The organism is uncultured Winogradskyella sp. (assembly GCF_937958655.1).
Taxonomy (GTDB): Bacteria; Bacteroidota; Bacteroidia; order Flavobacteriales; family Flavobacteriaceae; genus Winogradskyella.
Map to the genome: position 1 here is coordinate 20,335 of NZ_CALGNH010000003.1, position 20,259 is coordinate 40,593.

Genomic DNA, 20,259 nt, shown 5'->3' on the forward strand with positions numbered 1-20,259 from the left:
TATCAACACTTGTAAATAACTTATAGCTTTTCAGCTTCAATAAACCTCAAATTATAAGTAAATTAGCAGACTTGCGTTCCCGACGGCTGTCCGGACAAAAATACACAAATCTCTTGGCTAAAAAGGCAAAAAAAGAAACACCATTAATGAAGCAGTACAATGCTATTAAAGCAAAGTATCCTGATGCATTATTGTTGTTTAGGGTTGGTGATTTTTATGAAACTTTTGGTAGTGATGCTGTTAAGGCATCTAAGATTTTAGACATCATCCTTACCAAGCGAGGGGCTGGTAGTGATAGTGAAACGGAACTGGCAGGTTTTCCGCATCATTCATTAAACACCTATTTACCCAAATTGGTGAGAGCAGGTGAGCGTGTGGCAATCTGCGACCAATTAGAAGATCCAAAGCAAACCAAAAAAATTGTAAAACGAGGTGTTACAGAACTTGTAACGCCAGGTGTGGCCTTAAATGATGATATCCTACATTCAAAATCTAACAATTTTTTATGTGCCGTTCATTTTGACAAAAAGTATATAGGTGTTGCATTCTTAGATATATCTACAGGCGAATTTTTAACCTCGCAAGGAGATGCTGAGTATATTGATAAGTTGTTGCAAAATTTTAACCCTAGTGAGGTTTTAATTTCTAAGCAAAGCCGAAAAGATTTTACAGAAATATTTGGTAACGACTTTCATACATTTTACTTAGAAGATTGGGTGTTTCAAGCAGACTATGCTCATGAAACACTTACTAAACACTTTAATACAAAAACACTCAAAGGCTTTGGTATAGAGGATTTGTACGAAGGTATTATAGCCTCTGGTGTGGTGTTACATTATTTAAGTGAAACACGACACAGCAAACTCGAACATATTGCAACAATTTCTAGAATCGCTACGGACGATTACGTGTGGATGGATAAATTTACCATTAGAAATCTAGAGCTATATCATTCTACAAACGCCAATGCCGTTACGCTCATTAACGTTATAGATAAGACCATTTCTGCGATGGGAGGACGCACGCTTAAACGTTGGTTGGCGCTACCACTAAAGCATGCAGATAAGATTAAGCAACGCCATGAGGTCGTGCAATTTTTATTAGATAATGAGTCGGTGTTGCAAAAGATTCAAGGTCAAATAAAGCATATTGGTGATATTGAGCGTTTAATCTCAAAAATTGCAACAACAAAAGTCTCTCCGCGCGAAGTTATTCAGCTAAAAAATTCGTTAGAAGCTATAGTACCCATTAAATCGGTTGCAGAAACTTGTACCAATGAAGCCTTAAAAATTATAGGTGGTAACCTTAATAATTGTGATTTACTAAGAGACAAAATAAAGGAAACTCTTAATGAAGAAGCTCCAGTAAATGTGTTAAAAGGAAATACCATTGCCGAAGGTTTTTCTAAAGAGCTCGATGAGCTGAGAGGGCTGTCTAAATCAGGTAAAGACTATTTAGACGCTATGCTTAAGTGCGAAAGTGAACGCACAGGTATTCCGTCACTAAAAATTGCGTCTAATAATGTATTTGGATACTATATTGAAGTACGCAATACGCACAGAGATAAAGTGCCAGAAGAATGGATACGTAAGCAAACCTTAGTAAATGCGGAGCGTTACATTACTGAAGAACTTAAAGAATACGAAGCTAAAATACTTGGAGCTGAAGAACGTATTTTGGCTATAGAACAGCAACGCTTTAATGAGCTTGTACTTTGGATGCATCAATTTATTATTCAGGTACAACAGAATGCGCAAGGTATTGGGCAGTTAGATTGTTTGTGTGGCTTTGCAAGTTTAGCCAAGGCTAATGCCTATAACTATCCACAAATAGATGATAGTTTTGATTTAGAAATAAAAGAAGGTCGTCATCCCGTTATAGAAAAGCAGCTGCCACTTGGCGAAGCCTATATCGCTAATGATGTATATCTCGATAGAGAATCCCAGCAAATTATTATGATTACCGGACCTAATATGTCTGGTAAATCTGCTATATTAAGACAAACGGCATTAATAGTTTTATTAGCTCAAATAGGAAGTTTTGTACCAGCTAAAGAGGCTAGAATCGGTCTGGTCGATAAGATTTTTACGCGTGTAGGAGCGAGTGATAACATCTCAATGGGCGAATCTACCTTTATGGTAGAGATGAATGAAACAGCATCTATTCTTAATAATATTTCTGAGCGAAGCTTAGTACTTTTAGATGAAATTGGTCGAGGTACAAGCACGTATGATGGAATTTCTATCGCTTGGGCCATTAGTGAATACCTGCACGAACATCCTGCACGTCCTAAAACGCTATTCGCAACACATTATCATGAGCTTAATGAAATGACGGAAACCTTCTTAAGAATTAAGAATTTTAACGTTGCAGTTAAAGAATTAAAAGATAATGTGCTTTTTGTGCGTAAGCTGGTAGAAGGTGGTAGTGAGCATAGCTTTGGAATTCATGTAGCAAAAATGGCAGGTATGCCGCAACAAGTTATTAGAAGAGCAAATAAGATACTGTCTAAGTTAGAAAAATCGCATTCTAGCGAAGAGTTAACGGATAAAGTAAAGTCCTTAAAAGATGATATGCAACTCAGCTTTTTTAATTTGGACGATCCATTATTAGAAGAGATTAAAGATGAAATCTTACATACAGATATAGATACATTGACACCTGTAGAAGCCTTAATGAAGCTTAATGAAATTAAACGTATGTTGGTAAAGAAAAAACAAGCATAGCCAAGGTTAATTTATTTAAAAAAAATCTTTGCAATTCTAAGAAATAGTTTAAATTTGCAACCGCTTTTAAAGCGAATCGTTCATTAAAAGACTACGCGAAAGTAGCTCAGGGGTAGAGCATCACCTTGCCAAGGTGAGGGTCGCGGGTTCAAATCCCGTCTTTCGCTCTATACAATATATACCAAATAGATTACAGTCTGTAATCTTGATGCTGAAGTGGTGGAATTGGTAGACACGTTGGACTTAAAATCCAATGTCCATTAGGACGTACGGGTTCAAGTCCCGTCTTCAGTACAAAAAAAGTCAAAACGAAAGTTTTGGCTTTTTTTATTTATAACAATTAAGTAAATTTTTTTAAAGTTTGATGAAAAATCAAAATAAAATAGGTTTTAGTTATTAGTGATGCGTAATGGTTTAAGAGCCATTATTTTTAATAATTAAATAATGTTACAGCTTGTAATACTGCACTTTAGTTATTATTACTTAATTTAAATTTACTATCTTTTCCCCCAAAAAATTAGTCATGAAATTTATTAATACAGTATTGCTCCTCATTTTTTTATGTGCAATTCAATGGTCTAATTCTCAAGAGAATAGTAATAGAGATATAGAGTTTATAACTATTGATAATGATGGTAATAATATAATTACGATTAGAGAAATGCGTTCCTATTACCGAGGTAAACTTAGTAAATATGGGAAGATGATAGATTATAAGAAAATCTTTTATGCTTTAGATGCTAACGAAAACTCCATACTAACCTTAAGTGAATATTTAAAAGGGGAGGATTGGTTGTTGGCCTATAAATATTTTGATAGATGGCAGTTTAAAGAAGATTTTGTTTTACTGGAACAAAACCAAAACCAAGATGAAGGTAAAAATAAAGACAACAACAAGGGCAGGGATAAGAATGCTCAGATGGATCTAAATACCTTAAGAAGAAATAGATTTAATGTTATTGATAGTAATAATAATGGAGCACTAACCCTTGCTGAAACTCAAAATTTTTATAGGGGTAAGTTTAATTTAAGAACGGGTGAACCTATTAATGGAATAATCGAATTTTTTGCGTTTGATTCTAATAACGATAAAATTATAACCATTGAAGAATTTAGTAAAAGACCAATGTGGCGTATAGTTTATGAACGTGTTAAGGGTTATAGAGCTCAAAAAGACACAACAAATTCAGAATCACTTTCTGAAGCTTATGTTAATAATCAAATTAAGATTTTTAGCGAAGTAGATTCAAATAAAGATTATAAGATCAGTTATGACGAATTGGAGCGCTTTTATAATGGTAAATTTGATGCTGATGGATTACCTATGAATGCATTATTTCAATTTTATGGCTTTGATAAAAATGAGGATAATTTTATAGAACTCGCTGAGTTTGCTGAAAAGATTGATCTTAAATTAGCTAGGAAACGTTACATTGTTGAAAAGACTGCGAGTAACTAATTAATCGTATTTATAAATGTTGCTTTTATCATTTTAGTTATAGCTTTTAATTAAAGCTACCTTTATAAAAATTTTCGCATGTATAGTGATTTATTTGTCTAATTGGCTAAGTGTTGCTTACATAACATTTAAAATCAATAACACTACATAGACGGTAGTAATCCCTTTATTTGCTTATATTAGTACCAAACAAGGTTGTATTTTTAAAAGTCATTCAATTACATTCTATATGTAACTAACTAAGGCTGTGAAATTAATTATGGTAAAAAGGTTATTACGTTTAATAGTACTATTCGTAAGTGTATTTGCTTTTACACAAGAGATACCACCAATAGGTATTTTTACTCCACAAGATTATAAAGCTGAGGATCAAAATTGGTCTATAACACAATTTAAAAATAACTTTATTTACGCAGCTAATAATGCAGGATTATTAGAGTATAATGGTTCGTCTTGGAGATTATTTAGCTCGGCTAATAACGATATTTTAAGGTCGGTAACAGCCGTTGGTGATAGAATTTATTCTGGTGGCTATATGGATTTTGGTTATTGGATAAAAGACGATTACGGTGATTTTCAATACACCTCACTTTCTTCCGACAGAAATATTTCTGTTAAAGAAGATGAGGAATTTTGGCAGATCATAGATCTAGAGGGTTATATGTTATTTCAATCTTTAGAGCGTATCTATATTTATAACGTTACAGAAGATAGTTTTAAAATTATTGAATCCAAGGTAAGGATCAATAAAATGTTCAAAATAGAGGATACTATCTATTTTCAGAAAGATGGAGTAGGCTTATTTAAGATAGAAAATGGTAAAGAAATTTTAGTTTTTGAAGCAGGCTTTTTAAATAACCAAGAACTCATAAACATTTATAATACCACTGAAGGGCTGCTGCTTCATACAAAATTTGAAGGTTTTTTTCTTTTAAAAGGTGGTAATGACGTTAGCCCGTGGAATATAGGAACCAATGCCTATTTAAGGAGTATAAGCGCTTACAGTAGTATTAAATTACGAAATGGTAATTATATAATAGGAACAGTTTCAAATGGTATTATTGAAATTAATAGTCAAGGTAAAGTTTTGCTTAATATTAACCAAACTGATGGTTTAAGTAATAATACAGTACTTTCAATAAAAGAAGATATTGGCGGAAATGTTTGGTTAGCATTAGATAACGGTATTAATGTTTTAAACCTTAACTCTGCCTTTAAGGCTTATAAAGATACTTTAGGTGTGTTAGGTACAGTCTATAGCTCTGCAATATTGGGACAAAATTTGTATTTAGGCACAAATCAAGGATTATTCTATAGGGAGCAAAATGCAAATGATGATTTTAAATTTATAAAAGGTACAAAAGGCCAAGTGTGGACCCTAAAAGTTATAGGAGATCAGCTTTTATGTGGGCACGATCAAGGTACATTTTTGATAAGTAATGATAAAGCCACTAAAATAGCTGAAGAAATAGGAACATGGGTTATAAAGCGTGTAAATGGAGCGCCAAATCTTTTGATACAAGGCAATTATAAAGGCTTAAATATTCTTGAATTTGATAATAAAAAATGGAAATTTAGAAATAAAATCCAAGGCTTCGATATATCCTCTAGATTCATTGAGTTTATTTCTCCCTATGAAGTACTTGTAAACCATGAATATAAAGGTATTTATAAAATAACTATTGATAACAAGTATAGAAAGGTTACCGATTATAAGAAAGTACTACAAAAAAAAGGAGTAAAATCTGGTATCGTTACTTATAACAATAAATTGCTTTATAATTCTGATGAAGGTATCTCTGAATACGATAAGCATTCGGAACGATTCGTTAAAGACAGTGTATTAAGTCAGTTATTTTGTTGTGATAAATTTGTCTCGGGTAAGCTTATAAATGACAAAAATAATAGACTTTGGGGTTTTGTAAAAAACGAAATCATTTATATAGAACCTGGTGTTTTATCTGATAAGCCAGTCATTAATTCGGTTGCTGTGCCATTGGGCTTGCGTAAAACAAAACCTGGATATGAAAATGTATTAGCCATTAATAGTACTAACTATTTAATAGGAACAACAGATGGCTATTTCATATTAGATTTGGCTAAGACTAAACATAAGCCAAATAAACTATTTCTCAACGCTATAGCATATAACTCCAGGCATAATGAAACTACACCAGTCAATTTAACGCAGACTATTAAATTATCAAATGCCGATAATAGCATTAATTTTAAGTATAGTGTCCCAAAGTACGATGAGTTTTCTAATATTAAATACCAATACCGATTAAAAGGCATATATGATAACTGGAGCGATTGGTCTAATAAATCCGAAGTTACCTTTGAAAATTTACCCCATGGAACGTATAAGTTTGAAGCCAGAGCATCTATAAGTGGGTTACTATCAGAGAATGTTTTATCCTATGAATTTCTAATAGAGAAGCCATGGTATTTAAAGCCATTAGCAATCGCATCTTATATCCTGCTAGCTTTAGCGCTTGGTTATGCGGTTCATTATTTTAATTTAAGACATTATAAGAAGCAAAAACAAAAATTATTAGAGCATAATGAAAGAGAATTAAAGCTTGAGCAACTCGAAAATAAACGACGATTAATTCAGTTTAAAAATAAAAATCTTCAATTAGATATTGACAATAAAAACAGAGAGTTAGGTACGGCAACCATGAATTTGGTTAAAAGAAATGAGCTTTTAAATAACATTAAAGAATCCTTAGTTAAGAGTAAATCCTTAGATGACATTAAGCATGTTGTAAGAGTAATAAATTCTAATCTTAACAATACAAGTGATTGGAAATTATTTGAAGAAGCCTTCAATAATGTAGACAAAGATTTTATGAAAAGAATTAAAAAATTGCACCCAGCAATTACACCTAACGATCTTAGGTTGTGTGCTTACTTAAGGCTTAATCTATCCTCTAAAGAGATTGCACCATTATTAAATATATCTCATAAAAGTGTTGAAGTAAAACGTTATAGATTACGAAAAAAAATGGATTTAGACCATGATCAAAGCCTTACAAACTATATTTTAGAAATATAAGACCTATACAATTTTATATATACACTATACATTACCTATACAAATCTATAGTAAAGCCCCCTTAATTGATTGTTTTTAAATTTTAGACGTTAAGTCAAAGTCGCAATTCTACATGCATTTCACTTAATTATTCGTAATTTTTAACCACTCTTAATGCAATGTATATTTTTTGTATAGGGTTTGTTTAATAAATTAACAAAATTTAAGATTATGTTTAAGTTTATTAAATGTGTAACTAATCAAAAAGAAAAACTTAAAATAAAGACTATGAAAAAATACTTTCTTAAGTTACTAATGTTATGTCTTTCTATTCAAGTTTTTGGACAAGCGGACAATGTATCCGTCCAAAAAAGCATCGAGGGAATGAAGTTGATTGTAAATGGCGAAGATTTTATAATTAATGGTATGAATTGGGACTACATTCCTATTGGTACTAATACGCTCACAGCAAATTTCTGGAAAAAATCTGATGATGTTATTAAAGTGGGTTTAGATTCAGAAATGTCCCTACTTAGAAATATGGGTGTTAATGTTATTAGACAATATACTGGTGTACCGGCAAGATGGATTAAATACATTTATGAGAATTACGGAATTTATACCATGATAAATCATTCATTTGGTAGGTATGGATTAACCTTAAACGGAGTTTGGACACCCATAACTATCTACGATGATAAGGTGACTCAAGAATTTTTAATGAATGAAGTAACTACCCTTGTAAATGAGTATAAAGATACTCCAGGGCTGTTAATGTATTTATTGGGTAATGAAAATAACTATGGTTTATTCTGGCAAGGTGCAGACACAGAAGATTTTCCAGATGACGAAGAGCAAAAAGCATTTATTGGAGAAAAACGAGGGAGACCAATGTACAGATTAATGAATGAAGCCGCCAAAGTTATGAAAGAACTTGATGCCTCACATCCTGTAGCTATATGTAATGGAGATGCCTTATTTATAGATATTGTTGCCGAAGAATGTACAGACGTCGATATTTATGGTACTAACACCTACAGAGGTGCATCCTTTACAGATATGTTTAATGTTGTTAAAGAAAAGCTAGATATGCCATTAATGTTTACCGAGTTTGGCGCAGATGCTTTTAATACCAAGGAAAATCGTGAAGATCAGAAAGCACAAGCATACTATATGGTCAATAACTGGAAAGAAATTTACCAACATGCATCTGGCTTAGGTAAAACAGGAATTTCTATAGGAGGTTTTACATTTCAATTTAGTGACGGCTGGTGGAAATATGATTTTGATAATCGCGCAAATGCAGAAGTACATGATAATAATGCATCTTGGTCAAATGGTGGGTATCCAAACGATTTAGAGCCAGGCAGAAATAATATGAACGAAGAGTGGTTTGGGATCTGTGCAAAAGGTCCAACTAATCAAAGAGGTTTATACGATTTGTATCCAAGAGCAGCCTATTATGCTTTAAAAGAAGCACATCAACTCAACCCTTATGACGAAGGTGTAACAGCAGCGACTGTTGCAAGTTACTTTAAGAGTATTGAACTTATGGACGCTGTTTTAAGAGCAAGAGGAGATAAAGCAGCACTAGGTGGTAATGATTCCGAAAAAATTAGGTTAAGTCAGTTGACCGCTAAGTTTACAACATTTAATACTGGTGGAAGTTTAATTACAACACCAGACAATCCAGACCCAGAATCAAATGCTGTTCCTAATCAATTAGGATTTGATCATATGCAATCTTATTTTATAGGTGTTGAGGGAAATCCTGCACCTAACGTAAGAGCAGAAGTAAACCTTAATGTAGTGGGTAATGTAGCAAGAAATCCAATAGATGAAATCTTTTATGAAAGTATAACAAGACCCTTAACTCTAGAAACTCAGAATGGGCAAACCGTGCCGAGAGATGTGAATAGAGTTAATGTTTACCAAGCAGAATTTGAGTGGAATGCTAAAGATTTTGATTTAAGAGGTTTTTATAGAACAGGACATTATCATTGGCAATACGAAGGGGATTTCTTTGGGTTATATCCTGAGGCTAATTATGGGCCAAACCTGGATATTTATGGTGGTGAAATTCTTGGATTAGAAATAGACGGTAAAGGTTCTTTTGAAGGTTTAAAAGCCGCTTTTGGACCTCAATTATGGTGGGCGGCTAATCCAACAGCCTTATTAAAATACCAGCGCAAAATTGGTAAATTTGATATTACCGGTATTTATCATAGAGATTTAGAAACTGATCTTCAGTTTGATGATACGGGACGTCGTGTGTTAGACCCAAATCAAACCCGAAGTGGTATCATACCTGCATTTCCTACCGAACGTGCAACAATAGCTGTAGAGCGTGAGTTTGGTAAGTTAGGTCTTATTTTTGGGGGTATTTGGGCTGGTAGTCCTTTAAACGGAAGTTCCTTTCAAGATTTTAGAGACGGCAACGTTTTTGTAGATAAAGTCTCAAGCAAGGATAATTGGGGAGGGAAAGCAAAGATTACTTACCAAGGTGGTAAATTTAATTGGTATGCTCAAGGAGCTATCATGGGTTTAGTCGCTAATGGTGGAGCCGATGCCACTCAAACATTTACAGGTTGGAAACTAAAAGATAGTGGTAGTGGTAATATGACTAACTTTTTAACTGGTTTTACGTATTCGTTCAACAACTTTCAGATTGCACCAAACTTTATGTGGCAGCAACCTATTGTAGATCCAATGCCAAATGGAGTAGATGCGCCAGGACGTTTAAGAAATGTTATAGATGATCCTTTTGCAGTAAGAGGAGGTAACAGAGAAACTACAGCAGGTGAAATTCTTTTTACCTACGATCCTACGCCAGGAACATGGATGTATCAGTGGGATAATGACAGATCCGAAGACGCAAAATTTGCTATGAACTTAGGTTTTGTATACCGCCATTTACCAACAACCCAAGATGCGCATATTGGCTTCTTAGCAAACCGTACATTTTTTGCGTTTCCAAGGTCTGCTCCGGCGCAAGATTTATGGGAAGTACACTCTAGAGTGGTTTCTAAATTAAACTCAGATTTTGGCATTATAGGTAACTTCTATTATGGTAATGGTCAGGGTAATGGAGATAGTGATAGAACAATTACCAGATTTGGTGGTGATATAAGAGCCATTTACAAAAAAATGAAATTAGAAACCCATCTTAAGGTTAATGATTGGGGACCGTTTGATTATCATAGAGACTTTAACTTAACATTTCCATTGCAGTTAATGGTAGATGTATCAACCTCGTTAGGTAAACCAGACTGGTTTATTTTACCAAGTACAACAGTTGGTATCAGAGGAACATGGCGTTCGTTAAACGCATTTTCTCCAAGGTATTCTCCACTTGCTACACCAGCTAATGCAGATAATCCTAACCAACCGCCAATCCTTAGTCCTGTTGGTTTTCCTAATGGTTCAGAATGGGAGATTAGAACGTACGTCCACATTAATATTGGAAAATAATTGAGTAATGATGAAAAAAATAAAATATAATAATTTGAAAAGGATATGTTTTGCAGCATTAGTATTTATGCTTGCGTTAGGATGTGAAAGAGATTTAACAGAAGAGGTCCAATTAGCTACATTTCCTTCTATTGGCGAAGTATTTACAGATGCACCAGTAAATCTAACAGATCAATTTTTTGTCTCATTTGATCCTGCACAAGGAGCAAATACGGAAGGCTTTGGTGTAGATACTAATGTGGCATTCCAAGGCACCACATCTATACGTATAGATGTACCTGCTTCAAACGATCCCAATGGTGGCTTTATAGGTGGCATTTTTAGAGATCGTGGAGAAGGTAGAAATTTAACACAGTACGATGCACTGACTTTTTGGGCAAGAGGTTCTACAACAGGTACTTTAGGCGAAGTTGGTTTTGGAACGGATTTTTTAGGTGGACAATTCCCGGTGAGTCGCTCTAATATACAACTGACTACGAATTGGAAAAAATACGTTATACCAATACCAGATGCTTCAAAATTGGTTCAAGAAAAAGGCATGTTCTTGTTTGCTGCTGGTGGATTGGATGTCCTTGGTGATGGTCCAAATGGAAATGAAATCGGTTGGACATTTTGGTTAGACGAAATTAGATTTGAGACTTTAGGAACCAATTTAGCAGTAAATACAGAGATTTTAAATGGTCAGGATATTGTTATTCAGGGATTCGCAGGTACTAATTTAGAGATCACAGGTTTATCACAAACTATTAATCTTGGAACAGGTGAAAATGTAGATATTAATGTAGCACCAGCATATTTCAATTTTTTAAACTCTAACCCATCTGTAGCAACAGTAACAGAATCAGGTCTGGTTTCTGTAGCTGGGAATTCTGGCACAACCATTATTACTGGACAAATCAATGGTATTGAAGCAAATGGCTCATTAGAAGTAACGTCAAACGGTCAGTTTCCTGTTGCACCTATACCAACACGAGATTCAGGAGATGTTATTTCACTTTTTAGTGATGCGTATTCTAACGTGCCAGTTAGACACTATAATGGCTTTTTTGCGCCATTTCAAACAACCATGGGAGGTGCAGGGTCAGATCCAAATAATGTAGACATACAAGGTACTTTACCAGACGGTTCTTTAGATAACATTATTAATTATACACAACTAAATTTTGTAAGTATAGGTACCTACGATACTGTACCACTTGTTGATGTGAGTACGATGACACACCTACATATAAATATTAATGTTAGAGAAGCTATTGATCCAAGCGATTTTATAAGGTTAGAAATTGAAAGTGGCACATTTACGGGCTCAACTGGCAACGGCAGTTTTATACTTTCATCAGCATTTTTAACAAACCCTGCTAATGTTAATGATGATGGATGGGTAACTGTTGAGGTTCCACTTTCAAGTTTTTCAGGTAATATAGATTTTTCAGAATTAGGTCAACTATTCTTTATTTCAGATGCTACCATCTCAGATATATGGGTAGATAACGTATATTTTTATAATGATAATTAAAAGACAGTAAAACGATGATGAGACACATAAAATATATATTAGGTACTATGGCAATACTATTATTTGCCTGCGATTTAGACGAAACACAAGAAGTAGCAACATTAACCAATCTAGTATGGGAGGATAATTTTGACACTGACGGAGCGCCAGATCCTACAAAATGGGCTTTTGAAATAGGAGATGGAACAGCGCAAGGTATACCAGGATGGGGAAATAACGAGCTACAATACTATACAGATCGTCCAGAAAATGTTAGAGTGCAGAGCGGAGTGTTGGAAATTACAGCAAGACAAGAAGCTTTTAATGGTTCTAATTATACCTCTGCAAGACTTATAACTAGAGGCTTGTTTCAGAGAAAATATGGGCGTTTTGAAGCGCGTATAAAACTACCAACAGGTCAAGGTTACTGGCCTGCATTTTGGATGCTTGGTGATGATAATAACGGTACTGAAGTTTGGCCTAATATAGGCGAAATAGATATTATGGAATATCTTGGGGATGAACCAACAAAAGTATTTGGTACAATACATGGACCAGCCTATTCTGGCGGTGAATCTATTTCTAAAGAATACAATCTTTTAAATGACAGGTTTGATACAGGTTTTCACATCTTTGGAATAGAATGGGGACCAAGTTATATCAACTTTTATGTTGATGATGTGTTATATCAAACCTTAACACCGCAAGACGTAGAAGAAGAAACTAATGGTGAAGGTCGCTGGATATTTGATGATAGAGCGTTTTATATGATTCTTAACGTTGCAGTTGGAGGTAATTTACCAGGACCGCCTAGTCCAGATACTATTTTTCCGCAGAGCATGGTCGTAGATTACGTAAGAGTTTATAATTAATAAAGTGAGTCAGATGAAAACAATTTATAAAATAACTAAACTTTTAATGGTCTCACTAGTTGTAATGGTTATGTCTTGTGAGGATAATGAAAGTGGTGTAGATATTATTGGTTTAGAAGCTAATTTTACCTACACGATCAATGCTAGGACTATTACATTTACCAACATATCTAATGACGCTGTTGATTATAGTTGGGATTTTGGTGATGGTGACGTCTCTTCACTTATAAGTCCCATTAAAACCTATGAGGCTAATGGTACATATACGGTTGTTTTAACTGCTTTTGATGCGGTGGGTAACTCAGAGACAACAGAAGAAACTTTTGTAATAGATATACCAATATGTATAGACGAGACCAGTGAGAATATAGACCCTGCAAATGGACCTATAAATTGGACCTTTCTAACCACAGACGGCTCAACAACATTTAGTGCATTTGGTGCTACGGCAGGTTTTATAGTGGGTAATCCGGTAATAGATAATGTAAATCAAAGCTGTAATGTACAGCGTTTTGAAAAAACACCAGGCTGTCAAACGTTTGCAGGCTTAGGAGTTGCTTTAGCGTCACCGATAGACTTTTCTACAACAACTAATAAAACATTTACAATGAAGGTGTTGGCAGAAAATCAACTAACCGAAGTAACTTTAAGGTTAGAGTTTATGTCATTTCCTAATACAGAACCCTCGCAAGATAGAGTAGCCACAATAACACAACTAGGAGAATGGCAAGAATTAACCTTTGACTTTACAGATATACCATCGGGTACGTTTCAAAGTATGATTATCTATTTTGAAAGAGATGCAACTTGTGATGGAGATATCTACTATTTTGATGATATCATTCAGCAATAAGCGCAATTCAGAAAGCATTTAAATTAAACAACAGCACACACAATTATTAATTTTCAAAATTTTGGTGGTAAGCAGAGCTTATCATTAAAGTTGAATTACTTAGCCAATGTCTAAAACAGAATTATTAGATAATAATATAGAGTTAGAGCGCGTATCTATTAATGATAGAGCCTATTTTAAAATTACCAACAGTGATTTAATGCGACCATTTTTTATGACCATAGTCAGTGATTCTAATCACTGGATGTTTATATCTAGTAACGGTGGGCTTACGGCAGGTCGTAAAAATTCTGAATATGCATTATTTCCATACTATTCTGATGATAAGATTACAGAGTCCTCCGAAATAACAGGATCTAAGTCTATTTTTCAGGTAGAAAAAAAGGGTCAGCGCTATATATGGGAGCCCTTTTCAATTCGTTTTAAAGATAATTATAATACCAAAACTAACCTTTATAAGAGTGTTTATGGTGATGCTATAATTTTTGAAGAAATAAATTTAGATTTAGAACTATCCTTTAAATACGAATGGTGTTCAACGGACGCTTACGGTTTTGTTAAGAAGTCGACCTTGTATAATCAATCAGGGTTACCAGTTACCATAGATATTTTAGATGGTATACAAAATGTTATACCCTATGGAGTAAGTAGTGCTTTGCAAAATGCAAGTAGTAATTTGGTAGATGCCTATAAACGCACCGAATTGGTTAAGCAATCTGGCATAGCCATATTTGCATTAAGTGCTATTATAGTAGATAAAGCCGAACCAAGCGAGGCGCTCAAAGCCAATATAGCTTGGTCTTTAGGGTTGGATAATCCTAAGTATTTATTGTCTTCATTGCAGTTAGATGCCTTTAGGAATTTTAAGGACGTACAGCAAGAGGAAGATATTAAGGCAGAAAAAGGAGCTTATTTTGTGAATTCAAAAATTGAATTAAAAGAGCAACAGCAAAAAGAATGGGTGCTAGTTGCAGAGGTTAATCAAGATACGTCCGATGTTATTAAAATATCAGAAGACATCATAAAAAATGATGATTTACCTTCTAAGCTCAATAAGAACATAGCGTTAGGAACTAAAGCGCTCATAAAATTAAATGCAGCCTCCGATGCCATACAGTTAACCTCAGATACGCTAAGAGATACGAGACATTTTTCAAATACGCTTTTTAATATTATGCGAGGAGGCATCTTTGATGATGGTTATGGAATTGAAAAATGGGATTTTAAAACATATCTATTTAAGGCTAACAATGAAGTGGCGCAAAGGCAAACAGATGTTATAGATCAATTAGAAACCAAATTTACGGTTTCGGATTTAAAAGCAGTTGCTACTAGGAGTGAGGATAAAGATTTTCAGCGTCTGTGCTTAGAGTATATGCCCTTAAAGTTTAGTCGTCGTCATGGAGATCCTAGCCGTCCTTGGAACAAATTTTCAATTAATACAAGGAACGAAATCGATGGTTCAAAAATTTTGGATTATGAAGGGAACTGGCGAGATATATTTCAAAATTGGGAAGCCTTAGCGCATTCGTTTCCCGAATTTATAGAATCTATGATTCATAAGTTTTTAAATGCCTCAACTTTTGATGGTTATAACCCTTACCGAGTAACAAAAGGTGGTTTTGATTGGGAAACTATTGAGCCAGATGATCCATGGTCTTACATAGGTTATTGGGGAGATCATCAGATTATTTATTTACTTAAGTTTTTAGAGTTTTTAGAAAATTATAAACCAGGTAAATTAAACCAATTATTTAACAAAGCTATTTTTGTTTATGCTAATGTACCCTATAGAATAAAAGCCTATAAAGATGTATTACATAATCCTAAAGATACTATAGCGTTTAATGAAGCATTAGATAAACAAATAAGAACTAAACGCAATACTATTGGTGCAGATGGTGCATTGCTTTGCTATGATAATGGCACCGTAGTCCGTGCTAACTTTATTGAAAAGATTCTGGCAACAACGCTTTCAAAATTATCTAATTTTATTCCAGAAGGTGGTATATGGATGAATACCCAAAGACCAGAATGGAATGATGCTAATAATGCTTTAGTCGGTAATGGCGTATCCATGGTAACCCTCTATTATTTAAGGAGATTTTTAAAGTTTTTTAATGGTGTTTTTGAAAATGCAACTGAAGAAAGTGTTGATGTCTCCGTAGAGCTAACAACGTTTTTTAATGATATAAAAGTAGCCTTTAGTACCAATCAAGCCCTTTTAAACACAACTATAAGTGACGTAGATAGAAAGAAAATTTTAGACGCTTTAGGTTCTGCAGGTAGCCATTTTAGAGAGCGTATCTACACGCAGTCATTTTCTGGTGACAAATCTAAACTTAGTCTTAAGGATATTAAGACATTTACAAAGCTAGCCTTAAAATACTTAGAGCATTCCATAGCATCTAATAGGCGCCAAGATCATATGTACCATGCCTATAATCTTATGACGGTTAAAAACAAAAAGGAGATTTCCATTGCTCATTTAGATGAAATGTTAGAAGGACAAGTCGCTGTATTGAGTTCTGGTTATTTAAGTTCTAAACAAAACTTAGCTGTTTTAGATGGTCTTAAGCAGAGCAAGCTTTTTAGAAGCGATCAGTATAGTTACATCTTATATCCATATAAAGATTTAAGAGGGTTTATGGATCGCAACACCATACCATTAGAGGCCGTAGAAGGTTCAGATTTATTAAAAAAACTTGTTTCAGATGAAAATGCCCAAATCCTAAAAAAAGATATAGAGGGTAACTATCACTTTAATGGTAATTTTAAGAATGCTAACGATTTAGAAAACGCATTAAATCACTTACAGGAAGACGATTACAAGGTGTTGGTAAAAAGTGATACACCATATATCCTTCAAATATTTGAGAATATTTTTAATCACAAGGCCTTTACAGGGCGCTCAGGAACCTTCTATGGTTATGAAGGTTTAGGCTCTATTTATTGGCACATGGTTTCCAAATTGCAATTAGCGGTTATGGAATGTTGTCAAAAAGCGATTAGGGAAAATGAATCTGATGAAATCATAGGACGATTATTAGAACATTATTACGAAATCAATGAAGGCATAGGTGTACACAAGTCACCAGAATTGTATGGTGCTTTTCCAACAGATGCTTATTCGCATACACCAGCTGGTAAAGGAGCACAGCAACCAGGAATGACTGGGCAAGTTAAAGAGGATATTTTATGCCGTTTTGGTGAACTGGGTGTTTTTATAAGCCACGGCACATTAACATTTAATCCTTGTATGCTAAGAAAAGATGAGTTTTTGTTAGCATCAAAAGTGTTTGAGTATACCAATATACTAGGTGATGCTTCAACCCTAAATCTTAATAAAGGAGAACTGGCCTTTACATATTGTCAAATCCCTATAGTATACGTTTTGTCAGATCATAATAAGATAGAAGTTAAGTATACAAACGGTAATAGTGTCCCTATTGATAATTTACATCTCAATACTGAAATAAGTAAAGCGGTTTTTAGTCGTACTAATGTTATTAAACAGATTAAGGTGCATATAAATACAAACATTTTAAAATAAAATGTGTTTAGGATGAGAAAAAGTTATGTTATAATTATTAGTTTTTCTCTAATGCTTTTAGTGTCTTGTGGTAAAACCAAAACAGAGAACACATTAGTTATACAGAGTCTTAAAGAAGTTACAGCTAAGGATATATTAGGAAACTCAGCGTATTTAGCAATCTCTTATGGAGGTTACAGAAAAAAATCTAGAGATAGTCAGCCGACTATATCAGAGTTAAAAGAGGATTTAAAAATCTTATCGGCAATGGGCATTAAGGTATTGCGAACTTATAACGTTCAGACTAAATTTCCTCATGCCTCAAACGTACTTAAAGCAATTTCAGAATTAAAAACAGAGGATAAAAATTTTGAAATGTATGTAATGTTAGGGGCTTGGATAGATTGCCTAAATGCTTGGACAGAAGCACCAAACCACAACGTTGAGAGTCCAAATAATGAAGGGGAGATTAAAAGAGTTGTAGCGCTTGCAAATCAATATCCAGATATCGTTAAGATTATAGCTGTAGGCAACGAAGCTATGGTAAAATGGGCAGCTTCTTATTATGTACAACCCTCAATAATCTTAAAATGGGTAAAACACCTTCAGAAGTTAAAGGATAACGGACAGCTGCCAAAAGATCTTTGGATTACTAGCTCAGATGATTTTGCATCTTGGGGAGGAGGCGAAGCACAATATCATGTAGCGGATTTAGAACAACTTATAAAGGCGGTAGATTTTATATCTATGCATACCTATCCTTTTCATAATACACATTATAATCCAGAGTTCTGGGGAGTGCCAAAAGCCCATGCGGATATACCAGATGCAACCAAAATAGAAATGGCAATGGAGCGTGCTCTAAAGTTTGCGCAAAAACAGTACGATAGCGTTACCAATTACATGAAAAGTCTTGGTGTAAATAAGCCTATACATATTGGCGAAACGGGTTGGGCGACAAGATCTAATGGGTTTTATGGAGACAATTGCTCTCGTGCCGCAGACCAGTATAAACAAGGTCTTTATTACAAATCAATTAGGAATTGGACAAATAATGCTAGTATCTCTTGTTTTTACTTTGAAGCCTTTAATGAACAATGGAAAGATGCTGGTAATCCAAAAGGATCAGAAAATCATTTTGGCTTATTTACAATCGATGGAAAAGCTAAATATCCGATTTGGGATTTGGTAGATCAAGGTGTTTTTGATGGGTTAACTAGAAATGGTAATACAATTTCAAAAACATATAATGGTAATAAAGAAGCACTTTTAAAGCCGGTTTTGGTGCCACCAATTAATGAAGAAATAATGGTAAACAGATAATATATGAAGTTAGTTAAATGGAATATGTGTTGTCTTTTAATTTTGGTTATGGCATGTGCAAATTATCAAAAAAAAGAACTTAAAGTTCAGGTTTTTGAAACTTCCGCAAGTGGTAATAAAATGCAACAAATAACTGAATTTAATAAAGAAGATGTAGTATCTCATATTAGTATTGATCCTAGCAAAAAGTTTCAAACCATTACGGGTTTTGGAGGTGCATTTACGGAGTCCTCAGCTTATTTGCTAAATAAATTAAGTAAAAAAAACAGAGATACCATAATGAGAGCTTACTTTGGAAAAGATGGAGCTAATTATTCATTATGTAGAACACATATGAACTCTTGTGATTTTTCTTTAAATCAATATTCTTATGCACCAACAGAAGATATTGAGTTAAAAGATTTTTCTGTAAACGAGGATATGGATGATTTAATACCAATGATTAAAGAAGCTTATGCTATATCTCAAGAGGGTTTTAAATTATTTGCCTCACCTTGGACCGCACCACCATGGATGAAGGATAACAAAGAATGGGTAGGCGGTAAACTCTTAAAGGAACACTATCCCACTTGGGCATTGTTCTTTTCAAAATATATTGAAGCCTATAAAGAACAAGGTATTGAGCTTTGGGGATTTACAGTTGAGAATGAACCTCATGGTAACGGTAATAATTGGGAAAGCATGCATTTTACACCAAAGGAAATGACGGATTTTGTGCAATATTATTTAGGGCCAAAATTAGAAGCGGATGGTCATGGTGATAAAACTATTTTAGGATATGACCAAAATAGAGAAGGCATAAAAGAGTGGGTAGATGTAATGTATGCTACAGACGAGTCTTCAAAATATTATGATGGCACAGCAATTCACTGGTACGAAAGTACCTATGAAGTATTCCCCAAAGCCTTGCAATATGCACACAAAAAAGCTCCTGATAAATACCTGATAGAAACAGAAGGCTGCATAGACTCTGAAGTGCCAGCATGGAAAGATGATGTATGGTACTGGAAAAAAGAAGCAACAGATTGGGGTTACGACTGGAGAGAAGAAGAAAAAAAGTATTTACATCCTAAATATGCTCCGGTAAATAGATATGCAAGAGATATTATAGGTTGCTTAAATAATTGGGTAGATGGCTGGGTAGATTGGAATATGATTTTAAACAGACAAGGCGGTCCAAATTGGTTTAAGAATTGGTGTGCTGCGCCAGTAATTGTAGATGAAGACGCAGACGAAGTTTACTTTACACCATTGTACTATACCATGGCACATTTTAGTAAATATATTAGACCTGGCGCCGAAATTGTTCATGTTAATAAAACGGATGATGAGTTATTGGTATCGGCAGCATTAAATCCAGATAAAAGTTTAGCAATTGTCATTTTTAATGAAGGTGAAATACCTAAAAGCTTCAATTTAAATTATGATGGAAAAACAAAAGTGATTGGAATTAATAGACAGGCTTTACAAACGATAATACTAACTAAATAA

At 34.2% G+C, this 20,259-nt stretch carries 10 protein-coding genes and 2 tRNA genes; all 12 read left to right on the forward strand.

Going from position 1 to position 20,259, the window contains the following annotated elements; all coding sequences use genetic code 11:
* Positions 1 to 113 precede the first annotated feature (113 nt).
* Positions 114 to 2,726, forward strand: coding sequence for a DNA mismatch repair protein MutS (mutS, locus tag Q0800_RS00800; RefSeq protein WP_299126775.1), 2,613 nt, complete (start codon positions 114 to 116; stop codon positions 2,724 to 2,726).
* 95 nt (positions 2,727 to 2,821) lie between these two features.
* Positions 2,822 to 2,893, forward strand: a tRNA-Gly gene (locus tag Q0800_RS00805).
* Between the two features lie 43 nt (positions 2,894 to 2,936).
* Positions 2,937 to 3,020: transfer RNA gene (locus tag Q0800_RS00810), tRNA-Leu, on the forward strand.
* 229 nt (positions 3,021 to 3,249) lie between these two features.
* Positions 3,250 to 4,185 (forward strand): hypothetical protein, encoded by a 936-nt coding sequence (locus Q0800_RS00815; RefSeq protein ID WP_299126777.1) that lies wholly within the window; start codon positions 3,250 to 3,252, stop codon positions 4,183 to 4,185.
* A 259-nt stretch (positions 4,186 to 4,444) separates the two neighbouring features.
* Positions 4,445 to 7,243: a triple tyrosine motif-containing protein gene (locus tag Q0800_RS00820; RefSeq protein WP_299126778.1), complete on the forward strand. Its 2,799-nt coding sequence runs from the start codon at positions 4,445 to 4,447 to the stop codon at positions 7,241 to 7,243.
* Between the two features lie 267 nt (positions 7,244 to 7,510).
* Positions 7,511 to 10,693, forward strand: coding sequence for a glycoside hydrolase family 2 TIM barrel-domain containing protein (locus tag Q0800_RS00825; protein WP_299126779.1), 3,183 nt, complete (start codon positions 7,511 to 7,513; stop codon positions 10,691 to 10,693).
* Between the two features lie 34 nt (positions 10,694 to 10,727).
* Positions 10,728 to 12,209: a carbohydrate-binding protein gene (locus tag Q0800_RS00830; protein WP_299126780.1), complete on the forward strand. Its 1,482-nt coding sequence runs from the start codon at positions 10,728 to 10,730 to the stop codon at positions 12,207 to 12,209.
* Between the two features lie 47 nt (positions 12,210 to 12,256).
* A complete protein-coding gene (locus tag Q0800_RS00835) occupies positions 12,257 to 13,060 on the forward strand; it encodes a glycoside hydrolase family 16 protein (RefSeq protein WP_299126781.1) in 804 nt (267 codons plus the stop codon).
* A 13-nt stretch (positions 13,061 to 13,073) separates the two neighbouring features.
* On the forward strand, positions 13,074 to 13,913 hold the full coding sequence (locus tag Q0800_RS00840; RefSeq protein WP_299126783.1) for a PKD domain-containing protein: 840 nt from the start codon (positions 13,074 to 13,076) through the stop codon (positions 13,911 to 13,913).
* 106 nt (positions 13,914 to 14,019) lie between these two features.
* Entirely contained in the window at positions 14,020 to 17,466 is a 3,447-nt protein-coding gene (locus Q0800_RS00845) for a hypothetical protein (RefSeq protein WP_299126784.1), read from the forward strand.
* A 12-nt stretch (positions 17,467 to 17,478) separates the two neighbouring features.
* Entirely contained in the window at positions 17,479 to 18,768 is a 1,290-nt protein-coding gene (locus Q0800_RS00850; RefSeq protein WP_299126785.1) for a glycosyl hydrolase family 17 protein, read from the forward strand.
* Positions 18,769 to 18,771: 3 nt separating this feature from the next.
* A complete protein-coding gene (locus Q0800_RS00855; protein WP_299126787.1) occupies positions 18,772 to 20,259 on the forward strand; it encodes a glycoside hydrolase family 30 protein in 1,488 nt (495 codons plus the stop codon).